Raw genomic sequence first — 17826 nt, forward strand, 5'->3', positions numbered from 1 at the left:
AACACCGGGGCCCATGCTCGAATTCCTGCGTGGCCGTGACGTACTGGTTGCCGGATGGGGTGTCTCGGGCCGTTCGTTGATCGAACCGCTGCGCGATATCGGCGCGCGTCCGGTGGTCACCGACGGCGGTGCCGCCGCCTTGGCCGAGGCGGCCGGTCTCGGTCTGGACATCGCGACCTGCACGGAACTGGAATCCGCGGACTGGAACCGCTTCGCGCTGGTCATCACCAGTCCGGGCTGGCGGCCGGATTCGCCGGTGCTCGTCGCCGCGGTGACCGAGGGCACCCCGGTCTGGGGCGATGTCGAATTCGCCTGGTGGGTCGATCAGGCCAGGATCTACGGTCCGGTCCGCAAATGGCTGGTGGTGACCGGTACCAACGGCAAGACCACCACCACCTCGATGGTGCACTCCATTCTGCGCGCGGCCGGTATCGCCAGTGTCGCCTGCGGCAATATCGGACTGCCGATCCTGGATGCGTTGCGCCGCAATCCCGGTCCGCAGGTCCTCGCCGTCGAACTGTCCTCGTTCCAATTGCATTGGGCGCCTTCGGTACGGCCCGAGGCCGGTGTGGTGCTGAATGTGGCCGAGGATCACCTGGATTGGCACGGTGGCCTCGATGCCTACGCCGGCGCCAAGTCCAGGGCGCTCTACGGCCGGGTCGGTGTCGTCGGACTCGACGATCCGGTGGCCGCCTCGCTGGCCCGGCGCAGTAAGGCTCGCAGAACGGTCGGGTTCCGGATCGGCGTACCCGCCGACGGCGAACTCGGTGTCGTGGACGGCAAACTGCTCGACCGCGCCTTCACCAAGGCGGCCATCCTGGCCGAGGTCGGCGATATCAGCCCCAAGGGACCCGCCGGTGTCGCCGACGCACTCGCTGCCGCCGCGTTGACCAGGGCCATAGATGTGGCACCGCAGTTCGTGCGGGAAGGCCTCATCGAGCACAAGGTCGGTCCGCATCGAGCCGCGTTCGTGCGCGAGGTGGCCGGGGTCGAATTCATCGATGACTCCAAGGCCACCAACCCGCATGCCGCCCGCTCGTCGATTCTCGGTCACCCGCAGGTGGTTTGGATCGCCGGTGGGCAACTGAAGGGTGCGTCGGTCGAGGATATGGTCGAGGAGATCGCTGATCGCCTCGTCGCCGCCGTGCTGATCGGGGCCGACGCGCCGGTGCTCGCTGCCGCATTGGCGCGACACGCGCCCGAGGTCCCCCTTGTCGAGGTCCGCGCGGGAGACCATGCAGGCATGGGTGACGCCGGTATCGATGAGTCCGCGGCCGACGCTGTCATGGCGCGGGCCGTACGTGCCGCGGCCGGGTTCGCCCGTGCCGGGGACGCCGTACTGCTGGCTCCGGCCGCGGCATCCTTGGATATGTTCGCCGACTACACCCACCGAGGACGCAGTTTCGCCGCGGCGGTGGCCGCACTGGAAGACGGTGACATCGGGCGGCCTCTATGACCGAGACGACTCCGCGGCGTGAGCTCAGGGCCCGGAGGCGGCAGCGGAGCGTGACCACGGAGGGCCCCGGGAGCGCCGCAAATCAGACACGGCGGAATCGGCTGGCGGCCACCAAATTCGGCGCTTGGCTGGCACGCCCGCTCGCGTCGTTCCATCTGGTCGTCACGATCGCGACACTGCTGACGGTGCTCGGTCTGGTCATGGTGTTGTCGGCGTCGAGCGTCGAGGCGTATGTCGACGGCGGATCGGCGTACTCGCTGTTCATCCAGCAGGCAATGTTCGCCGCGATCGGCACGGTGCTGTTCTATCTGGCGCTGCGGATTTCGTTGCGTCGACTGCGGCAATGGTCGTTTCCGCTGTTCGCGGTCTCGGTGCTGGCACTGGTGCTGGTGCTGGTTCCCGGCATCGGCTCCCAGGTGCAGGGTGCCCGGCGCTGGTTTTTCCTCGGGCCGATCTCGGTGCAGCCGTCGGAGATCGTGAAGGTGACGCTGGTGGTGTGGGGGGCGCATCTGCTCGCCTCACGTCGCTCGGAACAGGCCGCACTCAAGGACATCCTGGTGCCGCTGGTGCCCGCCGGTCTGCTGGTGTGTCTGCTCGTCGTGCTGGAGCCGAATCTGTCGACCACCATCGCGCTGGGTATCGTGCTCGCCGCACTGCTGTGGTTCGGCGGGCTGCCGGTGCGGCTGTTCGTGACCATCGCGATTTCGGGCATGATCGCCGCGGGGATCCTCGCGCTGTCCGCCGGTTATCGCTCGGACCGGATGCGCGCCTTCTTCAATCCGGGTGACGATCCGCAGGGCATCAATTACCAAGCGCGCCAGGCACTGTACTCGCTGGCCGACGGCGGGATCTGGGGCCGGGGACTCGGCCAGAGCCGGGCCAAATGGCAGTACCTGCCGAATGCGCACAACGACTTCATCTTCGCCATCATCGGCGAGGAACTCGGATTCCTCGGCTGCGCACTGGTTCTGGGCCTGTTCGCGCTGTTCGTCTACACCGGCCTGCGCATCGCGAGCCGTTCGGTCGATCCGTTCCTGCGGCTGCTCACCGCGACCGCGACGACCTGGATCACCGGCCAGGCGCTGATCAATATCGGCTATGTGGTCAACCTGCTCCCGGTGACCGGTCTGCAGTTGCCGCTGGTTTCGGCGGGCGGTTCGTCGCTGGCAATCACCCTGTTCATGTTCGGCATCATCGCCAATGCGGCCCGGCACGAGCCCGAGGCGATCGCGGCGCTGCAGGCCGGACAGGACGGCAGGGTCAGCCGACTGCTGCGACTGCCCAAGCCGGAGGTGTATTCACCGGCCAAGGCGGAAGCGGCGCGTGCGCGCTCGGCCGCGGCAAAGGCCAAGGTGGCCGAACAGCGGGCGCGGGCTGAACGGGCCAAGGCCGACCGGGCGCGGGCCGCGTTGCCGCAGGGCCGGCGGACCCAGTCGGACCCCGGTCGACGGCGGGCGTCCGAGAGCCGGGGGACGAGTTCGCTGCGGGCGACCAGGGCGTGGGAGCCGAGCTATCCGATAAACCATGCGAGAGATCGGGGAAGATCCAGGTGAGTGCGGAGCGACCCCGCAAGACACTGTCGGTGATCGTCGCGGGCGGTGGTACCGCGGGACATATCGAGCCCGCGCTGGCCGTCGCCGACGCGTTGCGCCGACTAGACGATTCGATCCGGGTCACCGCACTCGGCACCGAACGCGGCCTCGAGACCAAACTGGTGCCCGAGCGCGGGTATCCGCTGGAGTTGATCCCGCCGGTGCCGTTGCCGCGCAAGCCGACCGCGGATCTGCTGCGGCTGCCCGGCCGGGTCCGCGCTTCGGTGGCCAGGACCAGGTCGGTCATCGATGCGGTCGAGGCCGATGTGATCGTCGGCTTCGGCGGCTACGTCGCACTGCCCGCCTACCTCGCGGCGGGCCGTGGTGTGCTCGGGCGCAGGCGCCCGGTGCCGGTGGTGGTACACGAGGCGAATGCCAAGGCCGGAATCGCGAATAAGGTCGGTGCCAGGCGCGCGGCCAGAGTGCTTGCCGCGGTGCCCGATTCGGGTCTGGCCAAGGCCCAGGTCATCGGTATTCCGGTGCGCGGGTCCATTACCTCGCTGGATCGGACCGCGTTGCAGGCCGAGGCCCGTGCCCATTTCGGCCTGCCCGCCGAGGGGCCGGTGCTGCTGGTCTTCGGTGGCTCGCAGGGTGCGGTCTCGTTGAACAAGGCGATCTCCGGCGCGGCGCCGCAGCTTGCCGCGGCGGGCGTTTCCGTGTTGCACGCACACGGCCCCAAGAACACCCTCGAGGTTCTGGATGCGGATGAGGGTGGGGCGCGGTATATCGCCGTGCCGTATCTTTCCCGGATGGACCTGGCATATGCCGCTGCCGACGCCGTCGTCTGCCGTTCCGGCGCGATGACCGTCGCCGAGGTGTCGGCGGTCGGCCTGCCAGCGTTCTATGTACCGCTGCCGCATGGCAACGGTGAGCAGGAACTCAATGCCAGGCCGATCGTTCGCCAGGGCGGTGGCAGAATCGTCCCCGATGCCGAGCTGACTCCGAAATACGTGATCGACGAGGTGATACCGCTGCTGACCGACCGCGCACGGCTGATCGAAATGAGCCTGTCCGCCGCAGGCGCCGGACACCGCGACGCCGCCGACGAAGTGGCGCGCATCGTCGTCGAGGTGAGCGGCCGGTGACCACGGGAGCCGATGCCACCGAATCCGGGGCGGTCGGCGCCGCGGGAGCGACGGGCCCGGAGGCGGTAGCGGAGCGTAACCACGCAGGGCACCGCGAGCGCGGCCAATCCAACACTGCCGCGGGAGCGACGGGCCCGGAGGCGGTAGCGGAGCGTAACCACGCAGGGCACCGCGAGCGCGGCCTATCCAACACTGCCGGTGCCGACGAGGCGCGCTCGGCCCTGCCGCCCGAATTGGCGCGCGTGCACATGGTCGGGATCGGCGGGGCGGGCATGTCGGGTATCGCGCGCATTCTGCTCGCGCGCGGTGGCGCGGTTTCCGGTTCGGATGCCAAGGAGAGTCGCGGTGTGCTCGCGCTGCGGGCCCGCGGCGCGCAGGTGCGTATCGGGCACGATGCCGGTGCCCTCGATCTGTTGCCCGGCGGCCCGACCGCGGTGGTCACGACCTACGCTGCCATCCCCAAGACCAATCCCGAATTGGTCGAGGCGAATCGGCGCGATATTCCGGTGCTGTTGCGTCCCGCCGTACTCGCCTCGCTGATGCAGGGACATCGCACGCTGCTGGTGTCGGGTACGCACGGCAAGACCTCGACCACCTCCATGCTGATCGTGTCGTTGCAGCATTGCGGATTCGATCCGTCCTTCGCGGTCGGCGGCGAGCTCAACGAGGCGGGCACCAATGCCCACCACGGCACCGGCGAAATCTTCGTCGCCGAGGCCGACGAGAGCGACGGCTCACTGCTGCAATACGACCCGGATGTCGCCGTGGTCACCAATATCGAATCCGATCACCTGGATTTCTTCGGCTCCGATGCGGCCTATGTCCAGGTCTTCGATGATTTCGCCGATCGGCTCGGTCCGGGCGGGCTGCTGGTGGTGTGTCTCGACGATCCCGGTTCGCGGGCGCTGGCCGAGCGGGTCGGTACGCGCTTGGCGGATAAGGACGTCCGGGTGCTCGGCTACGGATCGGGTGACCTGTCCGACGCGCCGGTGCCGGTGGGCGTGCGGCTGCACAGTTGGGAGCCGCGCGATGTCGGCGGACTCGCCCAGTTCCAACTCGCCGATGAGGCCGCGCCGCGCGCCCTGCGGCTCGCGGTGCCTGGTCGGCATATGGCGCTGAACGCGCTGGCCGCGCTGCTCGCCGCGCGCGCCGCCGGTGCGGATGTGGACGAAATCGTCCAGGGACTGGAGGGTTTCGGCGGTGTGCACCGCCGGTTCCAGTTCGTGGGCCGGGAGAACGGCGTGCGCGTCTTCGACGATTACGCCCATCATCCGACCGAGGTGCGTGCCGTACTCGGCGCGGCCGCGGAGCTGGTGCAGCAGGAGGCCCGCGACGGCGCGCGCTCCCGACAGGGCCGGGTCATCGTGGTGTTCCAGCCGCACCTCTACAGCCGCACCGCCACCTTCGCCCAGGATTTCGGGGCGGCGCTGAGCCTTGCCGACGAGGTCGTCGCGCTCGATGTCTACGGTGCGCGGGAGAAGCCGCTGCCCGGGGTCAACGGCGCACTCGTCGCCCAAGCCGTCACCAAACCCGTGCACTACCAGCCGGATATGTCGCGGGTCGGCCGTCAGGTCGCGCGCCTGGCACTGCCCGGCGATGTGGTGATCACCATGGGCGCGGGCGATGTGACGATGCTCGGCAGCCAGATTCTCGATGGGCTGCGAGCGCGTCCGCAATACGGGCGGTGACCCGCGATGCGAACCGCGGGTGACTGGTTCGGCCGGGTACACCGGGGTCGCCTGCGCCGGTGGAGCTTGCTCGGCGTGTGCATCCTTTCCGTTGTCTTCGTACTGTCCTGGTTCACCCCGGTGTTTTCGGCGAGCACGGTCGAGATCGACGGTTTGGTCGCGGTGCCCGAGGAGCAGGTGCGCGCCGAACTCGAGATCCCGTCCGGCCGCTCGATGTTGCGCATCGACACCGATGCGATGGCCCGGCGGGTGGCGAGTATTCCGAAGGTCCGCACCGCACGGGTGCAGCGCGTATTTCCGTCCACCGTCAAGGTGACGGTGGTGGAGCGCACGCCGGTATTGTTCTGGGACAGTCCGCAAGGCGCGCATCTGATGGATGCGGAAGGTGTGGAGTTCGCGATCGAGGACGCGCCCATCGGCGTTCCGAAGCTCACCACCGAAAATCCCGGTGGCGCCGATCCGGTCACCCAGGCGGCGGTGTCGGTTTTGTCGGCACTGCCCGCTGCGCTGGTCGTACAAGTGGACGAGGTTGTCGCGCGGTCGATTTCGAACATTTCGCTGAACTTGCGCGACGATCGCACGGTACTGTGGGGAGGAACTAATGACGCGGAACGCAAGGCGGCCGTGGTGATGCCGCTGTTGACCCGCGATGGAACGGTGTTCGATGTTTCGAGTCCGAATCTGGTCACGGTAAAGTGATCGATACCCATTGTGCCCAGGGGTTTTTCGATGGAACTGTGACCGCAGTGGGAACAGCCCAGCGAGACCGGGGGTTCGGGGGCAACCGTTCACGATACGACGTGTTGCGCGGCGAGACGAGAGGGATCACACAAGATTCTGTCAGTCGTTTCGGCGCGCCTGCGCGCCTATCGCAGCGGCTGCGAATAGCGTTCCGCAGCAGTCGGATACTTGACATAACGCTAACCCTATGGTTGAGGTTTAGGGTTTGCCCGGACTTGCCGAAGACCGAATGTCGAGAATCCGAAAACGACAGACTTAGATCGAAGGAAGGCGAGAGCCCATGACGCCCCCGCACAACTACCTTGCTGTGATCAAGGTCGTCGGCATCGGCGGCGGCGGCGTGAATGCCGTCAACCGGATGATCGAACAGGGACTCAAGGGAGTCGAGTTCATCGCGGTCAACACCGACGCGCAGGCGCTGCTGATGAGCGATGCCGACGTCAAACTCGATGTCGGCCGTGAGCTCACCCGCGGTCTCGGCGCCGGTGCCGACCCGGAGGTCGGTCGCAAGGCCGCCGAAGATCACAAGGACGAGATCGAAGAGGTGCTCAAGGGCGCCGATATGGTCTTCGTCACCGCGGGTGAGGGCGGTGGCACCGGTACCGGTGGCGCACCCGTCGTCGCGAGCATCGCGCGCAAACTCGGCGCGCTCACCATCGGCGTGGTCACCAGGCCGTTCTCCTTCGAGGGCAAGCGGCGTGGCAACCAGGCCGAAGTGGGCATCAACCTGCTGCGCGAATCCTGCGACACGCTCATCGTCATCCCGAACGATCGACTGCTGCAACTCGGCGATGCGGCGGTCAGCCTGATGGACGCCTTCCGCTCCGCCGATGAGGTGTTGCTCAACGGTGTGCAGGGCATTACCGATCTGATCACTACCCCGGGCCTGATCAACGTCGACTTCGCCGACGTCAAGAGCGTGATGTCCGGCGCGGGAAGCGCTTTGATGGGTATCGGTTCGGCGCGCGGCGAGGGACGTTCGGTCAAGGCCGCCGAATCGGCGATCAATTCGCCACTGCTCGAGGCCTCGATGGATGGTGCGCACGGCGTACTGCTCTCGATCGCGGGCGGTTCGGATCTGGGTCTGTTCGAAATCAACGAGGCCGCCTCGCTGGTGCAGGAGGCCGCGCATATCGAGGCGAATATCATCTTCGGTACCGTCATCGACGATTCGCTCGGCGATGAGGTTCGCGTCACGGTGATCGCGGCCGGTTTCGACGGCGGCGGTCCGGCGCGACGCACTTTCGAGGCGGGCCGCAGCGCGATCGGTTCGGGCCGGGCCGGTGAGATCGGCCAGAGCAGCCGGACGAGTGAGATCGCCGCTGCCGCGCGCACCGAAACTGCTTCGGGCGCAGGTCAAACCGGCTCCACTCGGGGCGCGGTGCCCAGCTACCGGGATTCCGAGCGGACCCGCACGCTGGCCGAGCCGACGGTGACGCACAATACGCGCTCGCATATCGAGCCGCCGGATTCCGATGACGACGACGATGTCGATGTGCCCTCGTTCATGCGTCGGTAGCCAAGAACACATCGGTAGCTCGAACTGGCACACTGGGCAGTATGCCCAAGCAACAACTGATCTCGTACGTACATGGGTAACTCGTCGGGTACGTCCAGCGCCCAGCTGGACACACGACCGTCGGCCCGTGACAGCGCCGTCGACGCGCACGACGACCGGCAAAAGTTCCGGGGAGGCGGGCGAGTCGTTCGACGAGTGACGACCACCAGAGCGGGCGGTTTTTCGGCGCCGCCATACGATTCGTTCAATCTCGGGGATCATGTGGGGGACGACCCGGCGGCCGTACAGCGGAACCGGGACCGGCTGGCCGAGGGTATCGGCCTGACACCGGATCGGCTCGTGTGGATGGAACAGATCCACGGGCGCACTGTCGAAATCGTCGATGGGCCACGGGATGCGCCGGTGTCCGCCACCGACGCATTGGTGACGACTGTGCCGGGGCTGGCATTGGTGGTGCTCACCGCCGACTGTGTACCGATCCTGCTATCCGATGACGAGGCGGGCGTGATCGCGGCCGTGCACGCCGGTCGGATCGGTGCCCGCATCGGCATCGTCCCGCGCGTACTGGACGCAATGGTTTCCGCGGGTGCCCGCATCGAGCGCATCGGTGCGTTCCTCGGCCCGGCCGCATCGGGTCGGCAGTACGAGGTGCCCGCGGCGATGCGCGCCGATGTCGAGGCGCATCTGCCCGGGAGCGCGACAACCACTGCGCGGGGCACGCCCGCACTCGACTTGCGTGCCGGAATCAACAGACAGCTCACCGAAGCCGGAATCGGCGCGGTCGCCATCGATCCGCGCTGCACGATCGAGGACAAGACGCTGTTCAGCCATCGCCGCGGCGCACCGACCGGGCGCATGGCCGGTGTCATCTGGATGCAGGCGGAGGCATGAGTGCGGAATCCGTTGCGGCCGAGGCCATGGACGGCCGGACCGCCGAACTCGCCACGAATCTCGCCGATCTGAACAAGCGCATCGGCGCGGCTTGTCATGCGGCCGCCCGTGATCCGGGCTCGGTGCGGCTGCTGCCGGTGACGAAGTTCTTCCCAGCCACCGATGTCGCCATCCTGCATCGCTTGGGCTGCAGGGAATTCGGTGAGTCCAGGGAGCAGGAGGCAACCGCGAAGGTCGCCGAACTGGCCGATCTCGCGCAGGTGCGCTGGCACATGATCGGTCGGTTGCAGCGCAACAAGGCGCGGATCGTCGCGCGCTGGGCGCATGCCGTGCACTCGGTCGACAGCGAACGCCTGGCAACGGCCCTTGACACCGCGGCGCGGTCGGCCTTGGACGCGGGCGAGCGCGCTGAACCGGTTCGTGTATTGGTTCAGGTGAGCCTGGACGAGGATCCGAGTCGTGGTGGGGTAGCTCCGGAAGATCTGGCGGCGCTGACCGATCGGGTGGCCACCGCGCCTGGATTGCAGCTCGCGGGCCTGATGGCGATTCCCCCGCTCGACGCCGTGCCCGACGACGCTTTTGCACGCCTTGCGCATTTGCATGAGCTGGTGCGTGTGAACCATCCAGAAGCGACGGAACTCTCCGCGGGCATGTCGAACGATCTGGAATCGGCAATCGAACATGGCTCTACGTGTGTGCGTGTCGGTACCGCCTTGATGGGCGCTCGACCGATAACCTCGGCGTAGCAAAGAAACCTCATCAGTCACATTTGACACATATGCTGGGACTGGAGAGGACTGAGCAAGACTTCAACACCCGGCCGCCACCGGGGCCGAAGGAAGGTCTATGAAATGAGCACGCTGCACAAGTTCAAGGCGTACTTCGGCATGGTTCCGCTCGAGGATTACGAAGACGACTATGTCGCCGAACCCGCCCCCCGGAGCGTGGACGAGCGCGGCGCACGTCGTCCCCGGCCCCGTGACTATTCCGAGCGCGCCGGTTACGGCGCGGACCGCTATGCCGAGGACCGCTACGACGATGAGCCGGATTACCCTGAGCCGGCGTACAAGTCGCCGTACAAGGCGGGATACCCGGTGTCGCGGCGCGACGATTACGGCGACGAGCCCTACGTGGACGACCGCTATGACGCGCGGCCGCGTCCCACCAGGATCGATACCGCACCGGGAGCGTCCCGATTCCGCGCGGGCGGCAATGCGCCGATGCTGCGGGGAGCCACGCGCGGTGCGCTCGCCGTCGATCCCGAGGCCGAGGAGCGGCGACTGGAGGAGCGCGTGCGCCCCGAGCCCGCGCCCGCGCGTCGGCCGGGGATCTTCGAGGACGGAGGTCCCTTGTCCAAGATCACGACGCTGCGCCCGCGCGACTACAGCGAGGCTCGCATCATCGGTGAACGCTTCCGCGAGGGCAATCCGGTGATCATGGATCTGGTCGATCTGAGCAATGCCGACGCCAAGCGGCTGGTCGACTTCGCCGCCGGCCTCGCCTTCGCGCTGCGTGGCTCATTCGACAAGGTCGCGACCAAAGTGTTCCTGCTCTCACCCGCCGATGTCGATGTCTCGGCCGAAGAACGCCGCAGGATCGCCGAAACCGGCTTCTACAACCAGAAATAGCGCGTGTGATCCGGGGGTTCTGTTAGACCCGTTGGGTATCGGGCTGACGTTTTCGAGCGACCTGGGGGCCGTCACGAGCGGTGTGGTCACTTTGCGCGGCGCGGATTTTGGGGCAGAGTAAGGTCGTGGCCTTGTTTGCGGTGTTGTACTTCGTGCTGTTCATCTTCTGGCTGCTGTTGATCAGCCGAGTGATCGTCGAGTTCATCCGTAGCTTTGCCCGCGACTGGCGCCCGAGCGGGTTCGTCGTCGTGATCCTCGAGCTGATCTTCACGATCACCGATCCTCCGGTGAAACTCCTGAGGCGGCTGATACCACCGGTGTCATTGGGAGGAATTCGGCTCGATCTGTCGATTATGGTCCTGCTTTTCGTCGTCTTCATCTCGATGACGTTTGTGGGCGGCCACGCCGACGGGTAGCCCGGGTGTGACAGAATGAACCGAGAAGATAGCTTGCTAGATCTGCTAGATCTCCAAAAGACGCGCGAAGGGATCCTTCCATGCCGCTGACCCCAGCCGATGTGCACAACGTCGCGTTCAGCAAACCACCGATCGGGAAGCGCGGCTACAACGAGGATGAAGTAGACGCCTTCCTGGATCTGGTGGAGCAGGAGCTCTCGCGTCTGATCGAGGAGAACGCCGACCTGCGCCAACGGGTTGCCGAACTCGATGCGGAACTGGCCGATGCCAAGAAGAATCGTGGTCCGGCCAATGCGAATGCCGCGGTGAAAGCACCGGTTCAGCAAGCCCCGCCCCCACAGCCCGAACCCATCAAACCACCCGTTCAGCAGGCTCCGCCGCCGCCTCCGATGCCGGTCGCGGCACCGGTTGCCAAGGATGCGCCGAGCGCCGATGCGAATCTGCAGGCGGCCAAGGTGCTCAGCCTCGCCCAAGAGATGGCGGACCGGCTGACCACCGATGCGAAGCTCGAAGCGGAGAATCTGCTGTCGAATGCGCGAGCCAATTCCGAACGACTGGTCGGCGATGCGCGAACCCGTTCGGAGGCGATGGTCGCCGACGCGCGGCAGAAGTCGGAGGCGATGCTGTCGGATGCGCAGACCCGTTCGGACAACCAGCTACGGCAGGCCAAGGAGAAGGCCGACGAGCTGCAGGCCGATGCCGAGCGCAAGCACGCTGAGATCATGGCCACCATCACCCAGCAGCGCAGTGTGCTGGAGAGCCGAATCGAGCAGCTCAAGACCTTCGAGCGGGAATACCGTGTGCGGCTGAAGTCGTACCTGGAATCCCAGCTCGAGGAGCTGGAGAACCGTGGCTCGGCGGTGCCGGTGGACGGCGGCGATGCCTTCGTCGACGCCAGCCCGGCGAACAATCTCGCTCCCGCCTCCTTCGCCAAGGGTGCCAAGTAATCTCGTAGTAGAGAGATATCTCCGCTGTAGTTGCTATTCGAGTAGCTAGAGGTACGCCGAGCCGCCTGGCATGCCTAGGGGGTAAACATGCTCGTCTTGACGCTGGTCCTTGCCGCGATCGGGTTCGCCCTGTTAGTGGCCGCGCTGACCACTGGGTCGGTGCTGTGGGCCTGGGGGTGCATCCTCGTCTGCATCGTGGGTGCTGTGCTGTTGCTGGTGAGCGCGCTTTCCATGCGCAGCTCCGAAAGCGATACCGCGCCACCACCTGGTCGGCATGCGAAACGGTAACCGTGGGTCCGACAAACTGGTTTGACCATCCTGGTTAGAATCAAACATGTAATCGGCGTAGATCCGGCCATCACCGGGGAGTCTTCGGAAGAACGGTGCGCGGGCCGCACTCAGTAGAACCGAACGGGTGAGCCCGTCACAGCTCATAACAAGAGGTCCTGGTTGGTCGCGCGGATCGGCGTGCCGCCTGGGCAAGCGGGGTGGTACCGCGGTTTCGACGCACCGGCGTCGTCATCGTCCCCGTGCTGACACATACGCGCCACGGCGCGGCGGCACGAGGAGACGGATCCGCGATGGCGGACGAACCTTCCAGCAGCGCATACCCGCGCGTCGATCTGGGCGCCGGCAGCTTCCCCGAGCTGGAACATCGGGTACTCGACAGCTGGGCCACCGACGACACCTTCCGCGCCAGCATCGAGAACCGCTCGGGTGCGGCGGAGTTCGTCTTCTACGACGGCCCGCCGTTTGCCAACGGATTGCCACATTATGGACATCTGCTCACCGGGTATGTGAAGGATGTGGTTCCGCGTTTCCAGACGATGCGCGGCAAGCAGGTCGATCGGCGTTTCGGCTGGGACTGCCACGGACTGCCCGCGGAAATCGAAGCGGAAAAGCAGCTCGGTATCACGGACAAATCACAGATCGATGCCATGGGGCTCGCGGAATTCAACGCTGCCTGTAAATCCTCGGTACTGCGCTACACCGGGGAATGGCGTAATTATGTGACGCGTCAGGCTCGCTGGGTCGACTTCGACAACGACTACAAGACGCTGGATCTCGACTTCATGGAGTCGGTGATGTGGGCGTTCAAGTCGCTGTACGACAAGGGCCTGATCTACCAGGGCTTCCGGGTGCTGCCCTACAGCTGGTACGAGCAGACCCCGCTGTCGAATCAGGAAACCCGGCTCGACGACGCCTACAAGATGCGTCAGGACCCGGCCGTCACCGTGGATATGGTGCTGCGTGTACCCGCCGAGCATCCGCTGTACGACCTCGACGGGGCCAACGCGCTGATCTGGACCACCACGCCATGGACGCTGCCGTCGAACCTCGCGATCGCGGTGCATCCGGATGTGCGCTACGTGCATGTGCGCGGCACCGACGGCAAGCGCTATCTGCTGGCCGCCGAACGGGTGTCGCACTACGCCCGCGAATTCGGCAACGAGCCCGAGATCCTGGGCGAGTTCGATGGTGCCGCCCTCGCGGATCTGTCCTACGCACCGCCGTTCGACTTCTTCGTTGGCCACCCCAACGCGCACCGCGTGCTGACCGCCGACTACGTGACCACCGACTCCGGCACCGGAATCGTGCACCTCGCACCGGCTTTCGGTGAGGAGGATATGGATGTCGCCGGCGCCAACGGCATCGAGATCGTGCAGCCGCTGGATCCGGGCGGCAAGTTCACCTCGATGGTGCCGCCGTACGAGGGCCTGATGGTCTTCGACGCCAATCCGGTGATCATCAAGGATCTCAAGGCGGCCGGAAAGCTGCTGCGGCACGAGACGATCGAGCACTCCTACCCGCACAGCTGGCGCTCCGGTCAGCCGCTGATCTACATGGCGGTGCCGTCCTGGTTCGTCGCGGTGACCAAGTTCCGCGACCGGATGGTCGAGCTCAATAAGCAGATCACCTGGGTGCCCGAGCACATCCGCGACGGACAGTTCGGCAAGTGGCTCGAGGGTGCGCGGGACTGGAATATCAGCCGCAACCGGTACTGGGGCAGCCCGATCCCGGTGTGGATCTCCGATGATCCGGCCTACCCGCGGATCGATGTGTACGGCTCGCTGGACGAGTTGGAGCGTGATTTCGGTGTGCGTCCGACCGATCTGCACCGGCCGTACATCGACCAGCTCACCCGCCCCAACCCCGACGACCCGACGGGGAAGTCCACCATGCGCCGGGCGCCGGAGGTGCTGGACTGTTGGTTCGATTCCGGCTCGATGCCATTCGCCCAGGTGCACTATCCGTTCGAGAACAAAGAGTGGTTCGAGAACCATTACCCCAGCGACTTCATCGTCGAGTACGTCGGCCAGACGCGTGGCTGGTTCTATCAGATGCATGTGCTGGCCACCGCGCTGTTCGACAGTCCGGCCTTCAAAACCGTGGTCGCGCACGGCATCGTGCTCGGTGACGACGGGCTGAAGATGAGCAAGTCCAAGGGCAACTACCCGGATGTGAACGAGGTGTTCGACCGGGACGGCTCCGATGCGATGCGCTGGTTCCTGATGAGTTCGCCGATCCTGCGCGGCGGCAATCTCATCGTCACCGAGCGCGGTATCCGCGAGGGCGTCGGCCACGCGCTGCGCCCGCTGTGGAACGCGTGGACCTTCCTGCAGCTCTACGCCTCGAAAGTTGGTGTGTGGCGCACGGATTCGCCGCATGTGCTGGATCGCTACATCCTGGCCAAGCTGGCCGAGACCCGGGATGCGATGACCGAGGCGCTCGAGGTCTACGACATCGCGGGCGCCTGTGAGGAATTGCGTGCCTTCGCCGACGCGCTCACCAATTGGTATGTGCGCCGGTCGCGTTCGCGCTTCTGGGAGGAGGACCGGGATGCGGTCGACACACTGCATACGGTGCTCGAGGTCGTCACCCGATTGGCCGCGCCGCTGCTGCCGCTGATCTCCGAGGTGATCTGGCGCGGGCTGACCGGCGACCGGTCGGTGCATCTGGCTGATTGGCCCAAGGAGGGTGAGCTGCCGGAGGATCCGGATCTGGTCGCCGCCATGGACGAGGTCCGGGTGGTCTGCTCGACGGTGCTGAGCCTGCGTAAGGCGCAGAACCTGCGGGTGCGCCTGCCGCTGGCCGAGGTCACCATCGCCGCGTCCGATGCCGAGCGGCTGCGGCCGTTCGCCGACATCATCGCCGATGAGGTGAACGTCAAGAAGGTCGATTTGACCACCGATGTCGCGGTGCACGGCCGTTTCGAACTGGTCGTGAACGCGCGCGCTGCGGGCCCGCGCCTCGGCAAGCAGGTGCAGACGGTGATCAAGGCGGTGAAGGCAGGCGAATGGTCCGAGAACGCCAGCGGTGTGGTCACCGCGGCGGGCATCGAACTGCTGCCGGAGGAGTACACCCAGCGCCTGGTCGCGGCCGAGCCGGAGTCCACCGCGGCCCTGCCCGGCAATGCGGGCCTGGTCGTACTGGATTCGGTGGTAACCGAGGAGCTCGAGGCCGAAGGCTGGGCCCGCGATGTGATCCGCGATCTGCAGGAGACGCGAAAGTCGCTGGGGCTGGATGTATCCGATCGCATCACCGTGGTGCTCGCGGTGCCCGCCGATAAGCAGGAGTGGGCACAGACCCACCGCGACCTCGTCGCTGGTGAAATCCTCGCCACCGAGCTGACTTTCGGTGATCCGGGCGCGGCTGCCGCCGAAATCGTCGGTGGTGTGCGGGTGTCGATCGCGAAGGTCTGACGCGCGGCGGTTCGGCCGGAGCGTGGTCGTTGGATCGCTGGTCGGGGCGGGTTCTTTGGATCCCGCCCCGACGTGTATCCGTAGTCAACCGGGTTTAATGTGATGTAGATCACATTCTGTAAATTAGCTGATTTCCCATCCGTGGTCGCAGAGTGCCCGTCACAATCGGGATGTTACTGCTGGTGCACAGATCGACTTCTGAGGCAGCAGTGAATGTTCGTGCTTGAACTGCGCTACCTGAAATACCTTGCGCCGCATGCGGTTACGTGTTGCGGGGCAGGTGCTGTGACGTGCGGTTCCATCCGTCGCTGACGAAGCCGGTGCCGCGCGTAGGCCGGGTCGACGGAAGGGGCGAGCAGATGACCAGCGAGCATGGAAAGGCGTTGCACCGGATAGCTTTCGGGTTTCTGATATCGACTGTTGTGATGCTCGTACTGGCCGGACCGGTGCGCGCCGATTCCGGAAGTGCCTCCGGTTCGGGCGGCTCCGGCTCCGCATCCGGCAGTTCGGGCAGTTCGGGCAGTTCCGGCAGTTCCAGCGGCTCCGCGGCCCTCCCGGTGCCGAGTCGCGCCGGGCTCGGCGCACTGGTCGCGGCCGCCACCCAGATCGGCAAACCCTACGAATGGGGTGGCACCGGCCCGTTCTCCTGGGACTGTTCGGGCCTGGTCCAGTGGGCGTTCCGCCAGGTCGGGGTGAGTCTGCCGCGGACCACCTGGGAGCAGGCCAAGGTCGGAGCGGCGGTTCCGCTCCTGGCCCTGTCACCGGGCGATGTCGTCATCCTCAATGAGGATGCCTCGCATGTCGGCATCTACGCGGGCTTCGGGCAGATCCTGGATGCGCACGACTGGGGCGTTCCGGTCGGTCTGCACCCACTGAGCAAATTCGATATCTACACGATCCGCCGATTCTGATCCGGATCGGTTACGGTTCCACCGACCAGCGCGGTCGCGCAGCGAAGGTAAGGTGCTCGAGCGCAAGACTCGGCATCGTCGACCGCGCTGGTCGAACCGATCTCAGTCGACGAGCTGGCGCAGCAGCGGCCCGTACTGCGGATGCGCCAGCGCCGAGGCGAATTGGGCGACCAGGTAGTCGGCGGGATTGCCGGTGTCATACCAGCGGCCCTGGATGACCTGGCCGAAGACCGGGTTGTCGGCGGCGTGCACGTTGATCGCATCGGTGAGGTACACCTCACCGGTGCGATGCTCGTACCAGCGCTCGGTCTGCCTGCGCAGTTCGCAGATGATGCCGGGGGTGACGACATAGCCGCCGATCGCGGCGTAGTTCGACGGTGCGTCCTCGGGCTTGGGCTTTTCCCGCAGTCCGGTGATGCGCAGCAGGCCGTTGCCCTGGTCGTCCGCGACGACCGGGACGCCGTAGCGCTGGGATTCGGACGGATCCATCGGCATCAGCGCGAGGACCGGAGCACCGGTGGCCTCGTAGGCGTCGATCAGCTGCTGGGCGCGTGGTATTCCGGCGACGAAGACGTCGTCGGGCCACAGCACCAGCATCGGCTCGTCGCCGAGATTGCGGGCGGCATTGAGCACCGGGGTGCCGTTACCGTACGGCCCGTGCTGATCGAGGTAGGTGATATGCCCGAGCCGGGACAGCTCGCCGACCTCCTCCACCGCATCGGCGAAGGCGTCCTTGCCGTCGGCCCTGAGCTGGGCGACCAGCGCCGGATTGGGGCGGAAATGGTCCTGGATCAGGGACTTTCCGCCACTGACCACGATGGTGATATCGGTGATTCCGGATGCGACCAGCTCGCGGACGGTGTGCTCGATGACCGGCTTATCACCGACCGGCAGCATCTCCTTGGGGATGGCCTTGGTCAGCGGGAGCAGCCGGGAGCCGATTCCGGCGGCCGGTATCACGGCCTTGCGGATCTTCATGGTCCGATCATCACATACCCGACCGGGTCCGAACCGGCGATCCCCAGGCTTGGTTCGGGCATGTCGAGGCGGCGACATATCGTTATCGGGCCTGGTCACGGACCGTTGCGCAGGGCAGGGCGCCGCACCGGCCCCGCTATCGCGCCTTCAGGTTCGGTGGCGATCTCGCAGAAACTACCCGGCTGACGCACACCCGGTGCCCAGGTGACCCGCCGGTGCGCACTGGTATGTGCCCGCGTCGGGGCTACGCGGGTTGGCCGACCTGTCGGT

At 66.2% G+C, this 17826-nt stretch carries 15 protein-coding genes; 14 read left to right on the plus strand and 1 reads right to left on the minus strand.

Features of this window, described 5'->3' with window-relative positions:
- Positions 1–13: 13 nt before the first annotated feature.
- From murD to ACW2Q0_RS21770, 14 genes are all read left to right on the plus strand, one after another.
- Positions 14–1456, plus strand: coding sequence for a UDP-N-acetylmuramoyl-L-alanine--D-glutamate ligase (gene murD / locus ACW2Q0_RS21705; protein WP_457192785.1), 1443 nt, complete (start codon positions 14–16; stop codon positions 1454–1456).
- On the plus strand, positions 1453–3009 hold the full coding sequence (gene ftsW / locus ACW2Q0_RS21710; RefSeq protein WP_457192721.1) for a putative lipid II flippase FtsW: 1557 nt from the start codon (positions 1453–1455) through the stop codon (positions 3007–3009). Before murD ends, ftsW begins: the two co-directional genes overlap by 4 nt.
- On the plus strand, positions 3006–4133 hold the full coding sequence (gene murG, locus ACW2Q0_RS21715) for an undecaprenyldiphospho-muramoylpentapeptide beta-N-acetylglucosaminyltransferase (protein WP_457192722.1): 1128 nt from the start codon (positions 3006–3008) through the stop codon (positions 4131–4133). The genes ftsW and murG overlap by 4 nt, the downstream gene beginning before the upstream one ends.
- A 248-nt stretch (positions 4134–4381) precedes the next feature.
- A complete protein-coding gene (gene murC / locus ACW2Q0_RS21720) occupies positions 4382–5821 on the plus strand; it encodes a UDP-N-acetylmuramate--L-alanine ligase (protein WP_457192786.1) in 1440 nt (479 codons plus the stop codon).
- Between the two features lie 6 nt (positions 5822–5827).
- Positions 5828–6520, plus strand: coding sequence for a cell division protein FtsQ/DivIB (locus tag ACW2Q0_RS21725; protein ID WP_457192723.1), 693 nt, complete (start codon positions 5828–5830; stop codon positions 6518–6520).
- A 322-nt stretch (positions 6521–6842) separates the two neighbouring features.
- Positions 6843–8081, plus strand: coding sequence for a cell division protein FtsZ (ftsZ, locus tag ACW2Q0_RS21730; RefSeq protein WP_457192724.1), 1239 nt, complete (start codon positions 6843–6845; stop codon positions 8079–8081).
- Positions 8082–8276: 195 nt separating this feature from the next.
- On the plus strand, positions 8277–8972 hold the full coding sequence (gene pgeF, locus ACW2Q0_RS21735) for a peptidoglycan editing factor PgeF (RefSeq protein WP_457192725.1): 696 nt from the start codon (positions 8277–8279) through the stop codon (positions 8970–8972).
- Positions 8969–9718 (plus strand): YggS family pyridoxal phosphate-dependent enzyme, encoded by a 750-nt coding sequence (locus ACW2Q0_RS21740; RefSeq protein ID WP_457192726.1) that lies wholly within the window; start codon positions 8969–8971, stop codon positions 9716–9718. Before pgeF ends, ACW2Q0_RS21740 begins: the two co-directional genes overlap by 4 nt.
- A gap of 105 nt (positions 9719–9823) precedes the next feature.
- Positions 9824–10600, plus strand: coding sequence for a cell division protein SepF (locus tag ACW2Q0_RS21745; RefSeq protein WP_457192727.1), 777 nt, complete (start codon positions 9824–9826; stop codon positions 10598–10600).
- 125 nt (positions 10601–10725) lie between these two features.
- Positions 10726–11016 (plus strand): YggT family protein, encoded by a 291-nt coding sequence (locus ACW2Q0_RS21750; RefSeq protein WP_457192728.1) that lies wholly within the window; start codon positions 10726–10728, stop codon positions 11014–11016.
- Positions 11017–11096: 80 nt separating this feature from the next.
- Positions 11097–11963: a DivIVA-like cell division protein Wag31 gene (gene wag31, locus ACW2Q0_RS21755; RefSeq protein ID WP_457192729.1), complete on the plus strand. Its 867-nt coding sequence runs from the start codon at positions 11097–11099 to the stop codon at positions 11961–11963.
- A gap of 87 nt (positions 11964–12050) precedes the next feature.
- Positions 12051–12251, plus strand: coding sequence for a hypothetical protein (locus ACW2Q0_RS21760; RefSeq protein WP_457192730.1), 201 nt, complete (start codon positions 12051–12053; stop codon positions 12249–12251).
- A gap of 293 nt (positions 12252–12544) precedes the next feature.
- Positions 12545–15667 (plus strand): isoleucine--tRNA ligase, encoded by a 3123-nt coding sequence (gene ileS, locus ACW2Q0_RS21765; RefSeq protein ID WP_457192731.1) that lies wholly within the window; start codon positions 12545–12547, stop codon positions 15665–15667.
- 359 nt (positions 15668–16026) lie between these two features.
- Positions 16027–16578 (plus strand): NlpC/P60 family protein, encoded by a 552-nt coding sequence (locus tag ACW2Q0_RS21770; protein ID WP_457192732.1) that lies wholly within the window; start codon positions 16027–16029, stop codon positions 16576–16578.
- A 102-nt stretch (positions 16579–16680) separates the two neighbouring features.
- Here ACW2Q0_RS21770 and ACW2Q0_RS21775 read toward each other — a convergent pair whose 3' ends face one another.
- Positions 16681–17556, minus strand: coding sequence for a UTP--glucose-1-phosphate uridylyltransferase (locus tag ACW2Q0_RS21775; RefSeq protein ID WP_457192733.1), 876 nt, complete (start codon positions 17554–17556; stop codon positions 16681–16683).
- Positions 17557–17826: the final 270 nt, after the last annotated feature.

This window comes from Nocardia citri (assembly GCF_054065835.1).

What these genes read in the sequence shown, in the direction of transcription:
- ACW2Q0_RS21725 (WP_457192723.1), top strand. Translation starts at nt 5,828, where the DNA reads ATGCGAACCGCGGGTGACTGGTTCGGCCGGGTACACCGGGGTCGCCTG.
- ACW2Q0_RS21740 (WP_457192726.1), top strand. Translation starts at nt 8,969, where the DNA reads ATGAGTGCGGAATCCGTTGCGGCCGAGGCCATGGACGGCCGGACCGCC.
- wag31 (WP_457192729.1), top strand. Translation starts at nt 11,097, where the DNA reads ATGCCGCTGACCCCAGCCGATGTGCACAACGTCGCGTTCAGCAAACCA.
- ACW2Q0_RS21775 (WP_457192733.1), bottom strand. Translation starts at nt 17,556, where the DNA reads ATGAAGATCCGCAAGGCCGTGATACCGGCCGCCGGAATCGGCTCCCGG.
- ACW2Q0_RS21745 (WP_457192727.1), top strand. Translation starts at nt 9,824, where the DNA reads ATGAGCACGCTGCACAAGTTCAAGGCGTACTTCGGCATGGTTCCGCTC.
- ACW2Q0_RS21760 (WP_457192730.1), top strand. Translation starts at nt 12,051, where the DNA reads ATGCTCGTCTTGACGCTGGTCCTTGCCGCGATCGGGTTCGCCCTGTTA.
- ileS (WP_457192731.1), top strand. Translation starts at nt 12,545, where the DNA reads ATGGCGGACGAACCTTCCAGCAGCGCATACCCGCGCGTCGATCTGGGC.
- murC (WP_457192786.1), top strand. Translation starts at nt 4,382, where the DNA reads ATGGTCGGGATCGGCGGGGCGGGCATGTCGGGTATCGCGCGCATTCTG.
- ACW2Q0_RS21770 (WP_457192732.1), top strand. Translation starts at nt 16,027, where the DNA reads ATGACCAGCGAGCATGGAAAGGCGTTGCACCGGATAGCTTTCGGGTTT.
- murD (WP_457192785.1), top strand. Translation starts at nt 14, where the DNA reads ATGCTCGAATTCCTGCGTGGCCGTGACGTACTGGTTGCCGGATGGGGT.
- ftsZ (WP_457192724.1), top strand. Translation starts at nt 6,843, where the DNA reads ATGACGCCCCCGCACAACTACCTTGCTGTGATCAAGGTCGTCGGCATC.
- ftsW (WP_457192721.1), top strand. Translation starts at nt 1,453, where the DNA reads ATGACCGAGACGACTCCGCGGCGTGAGCTCAGGGCCCGGAGGCGGCAG.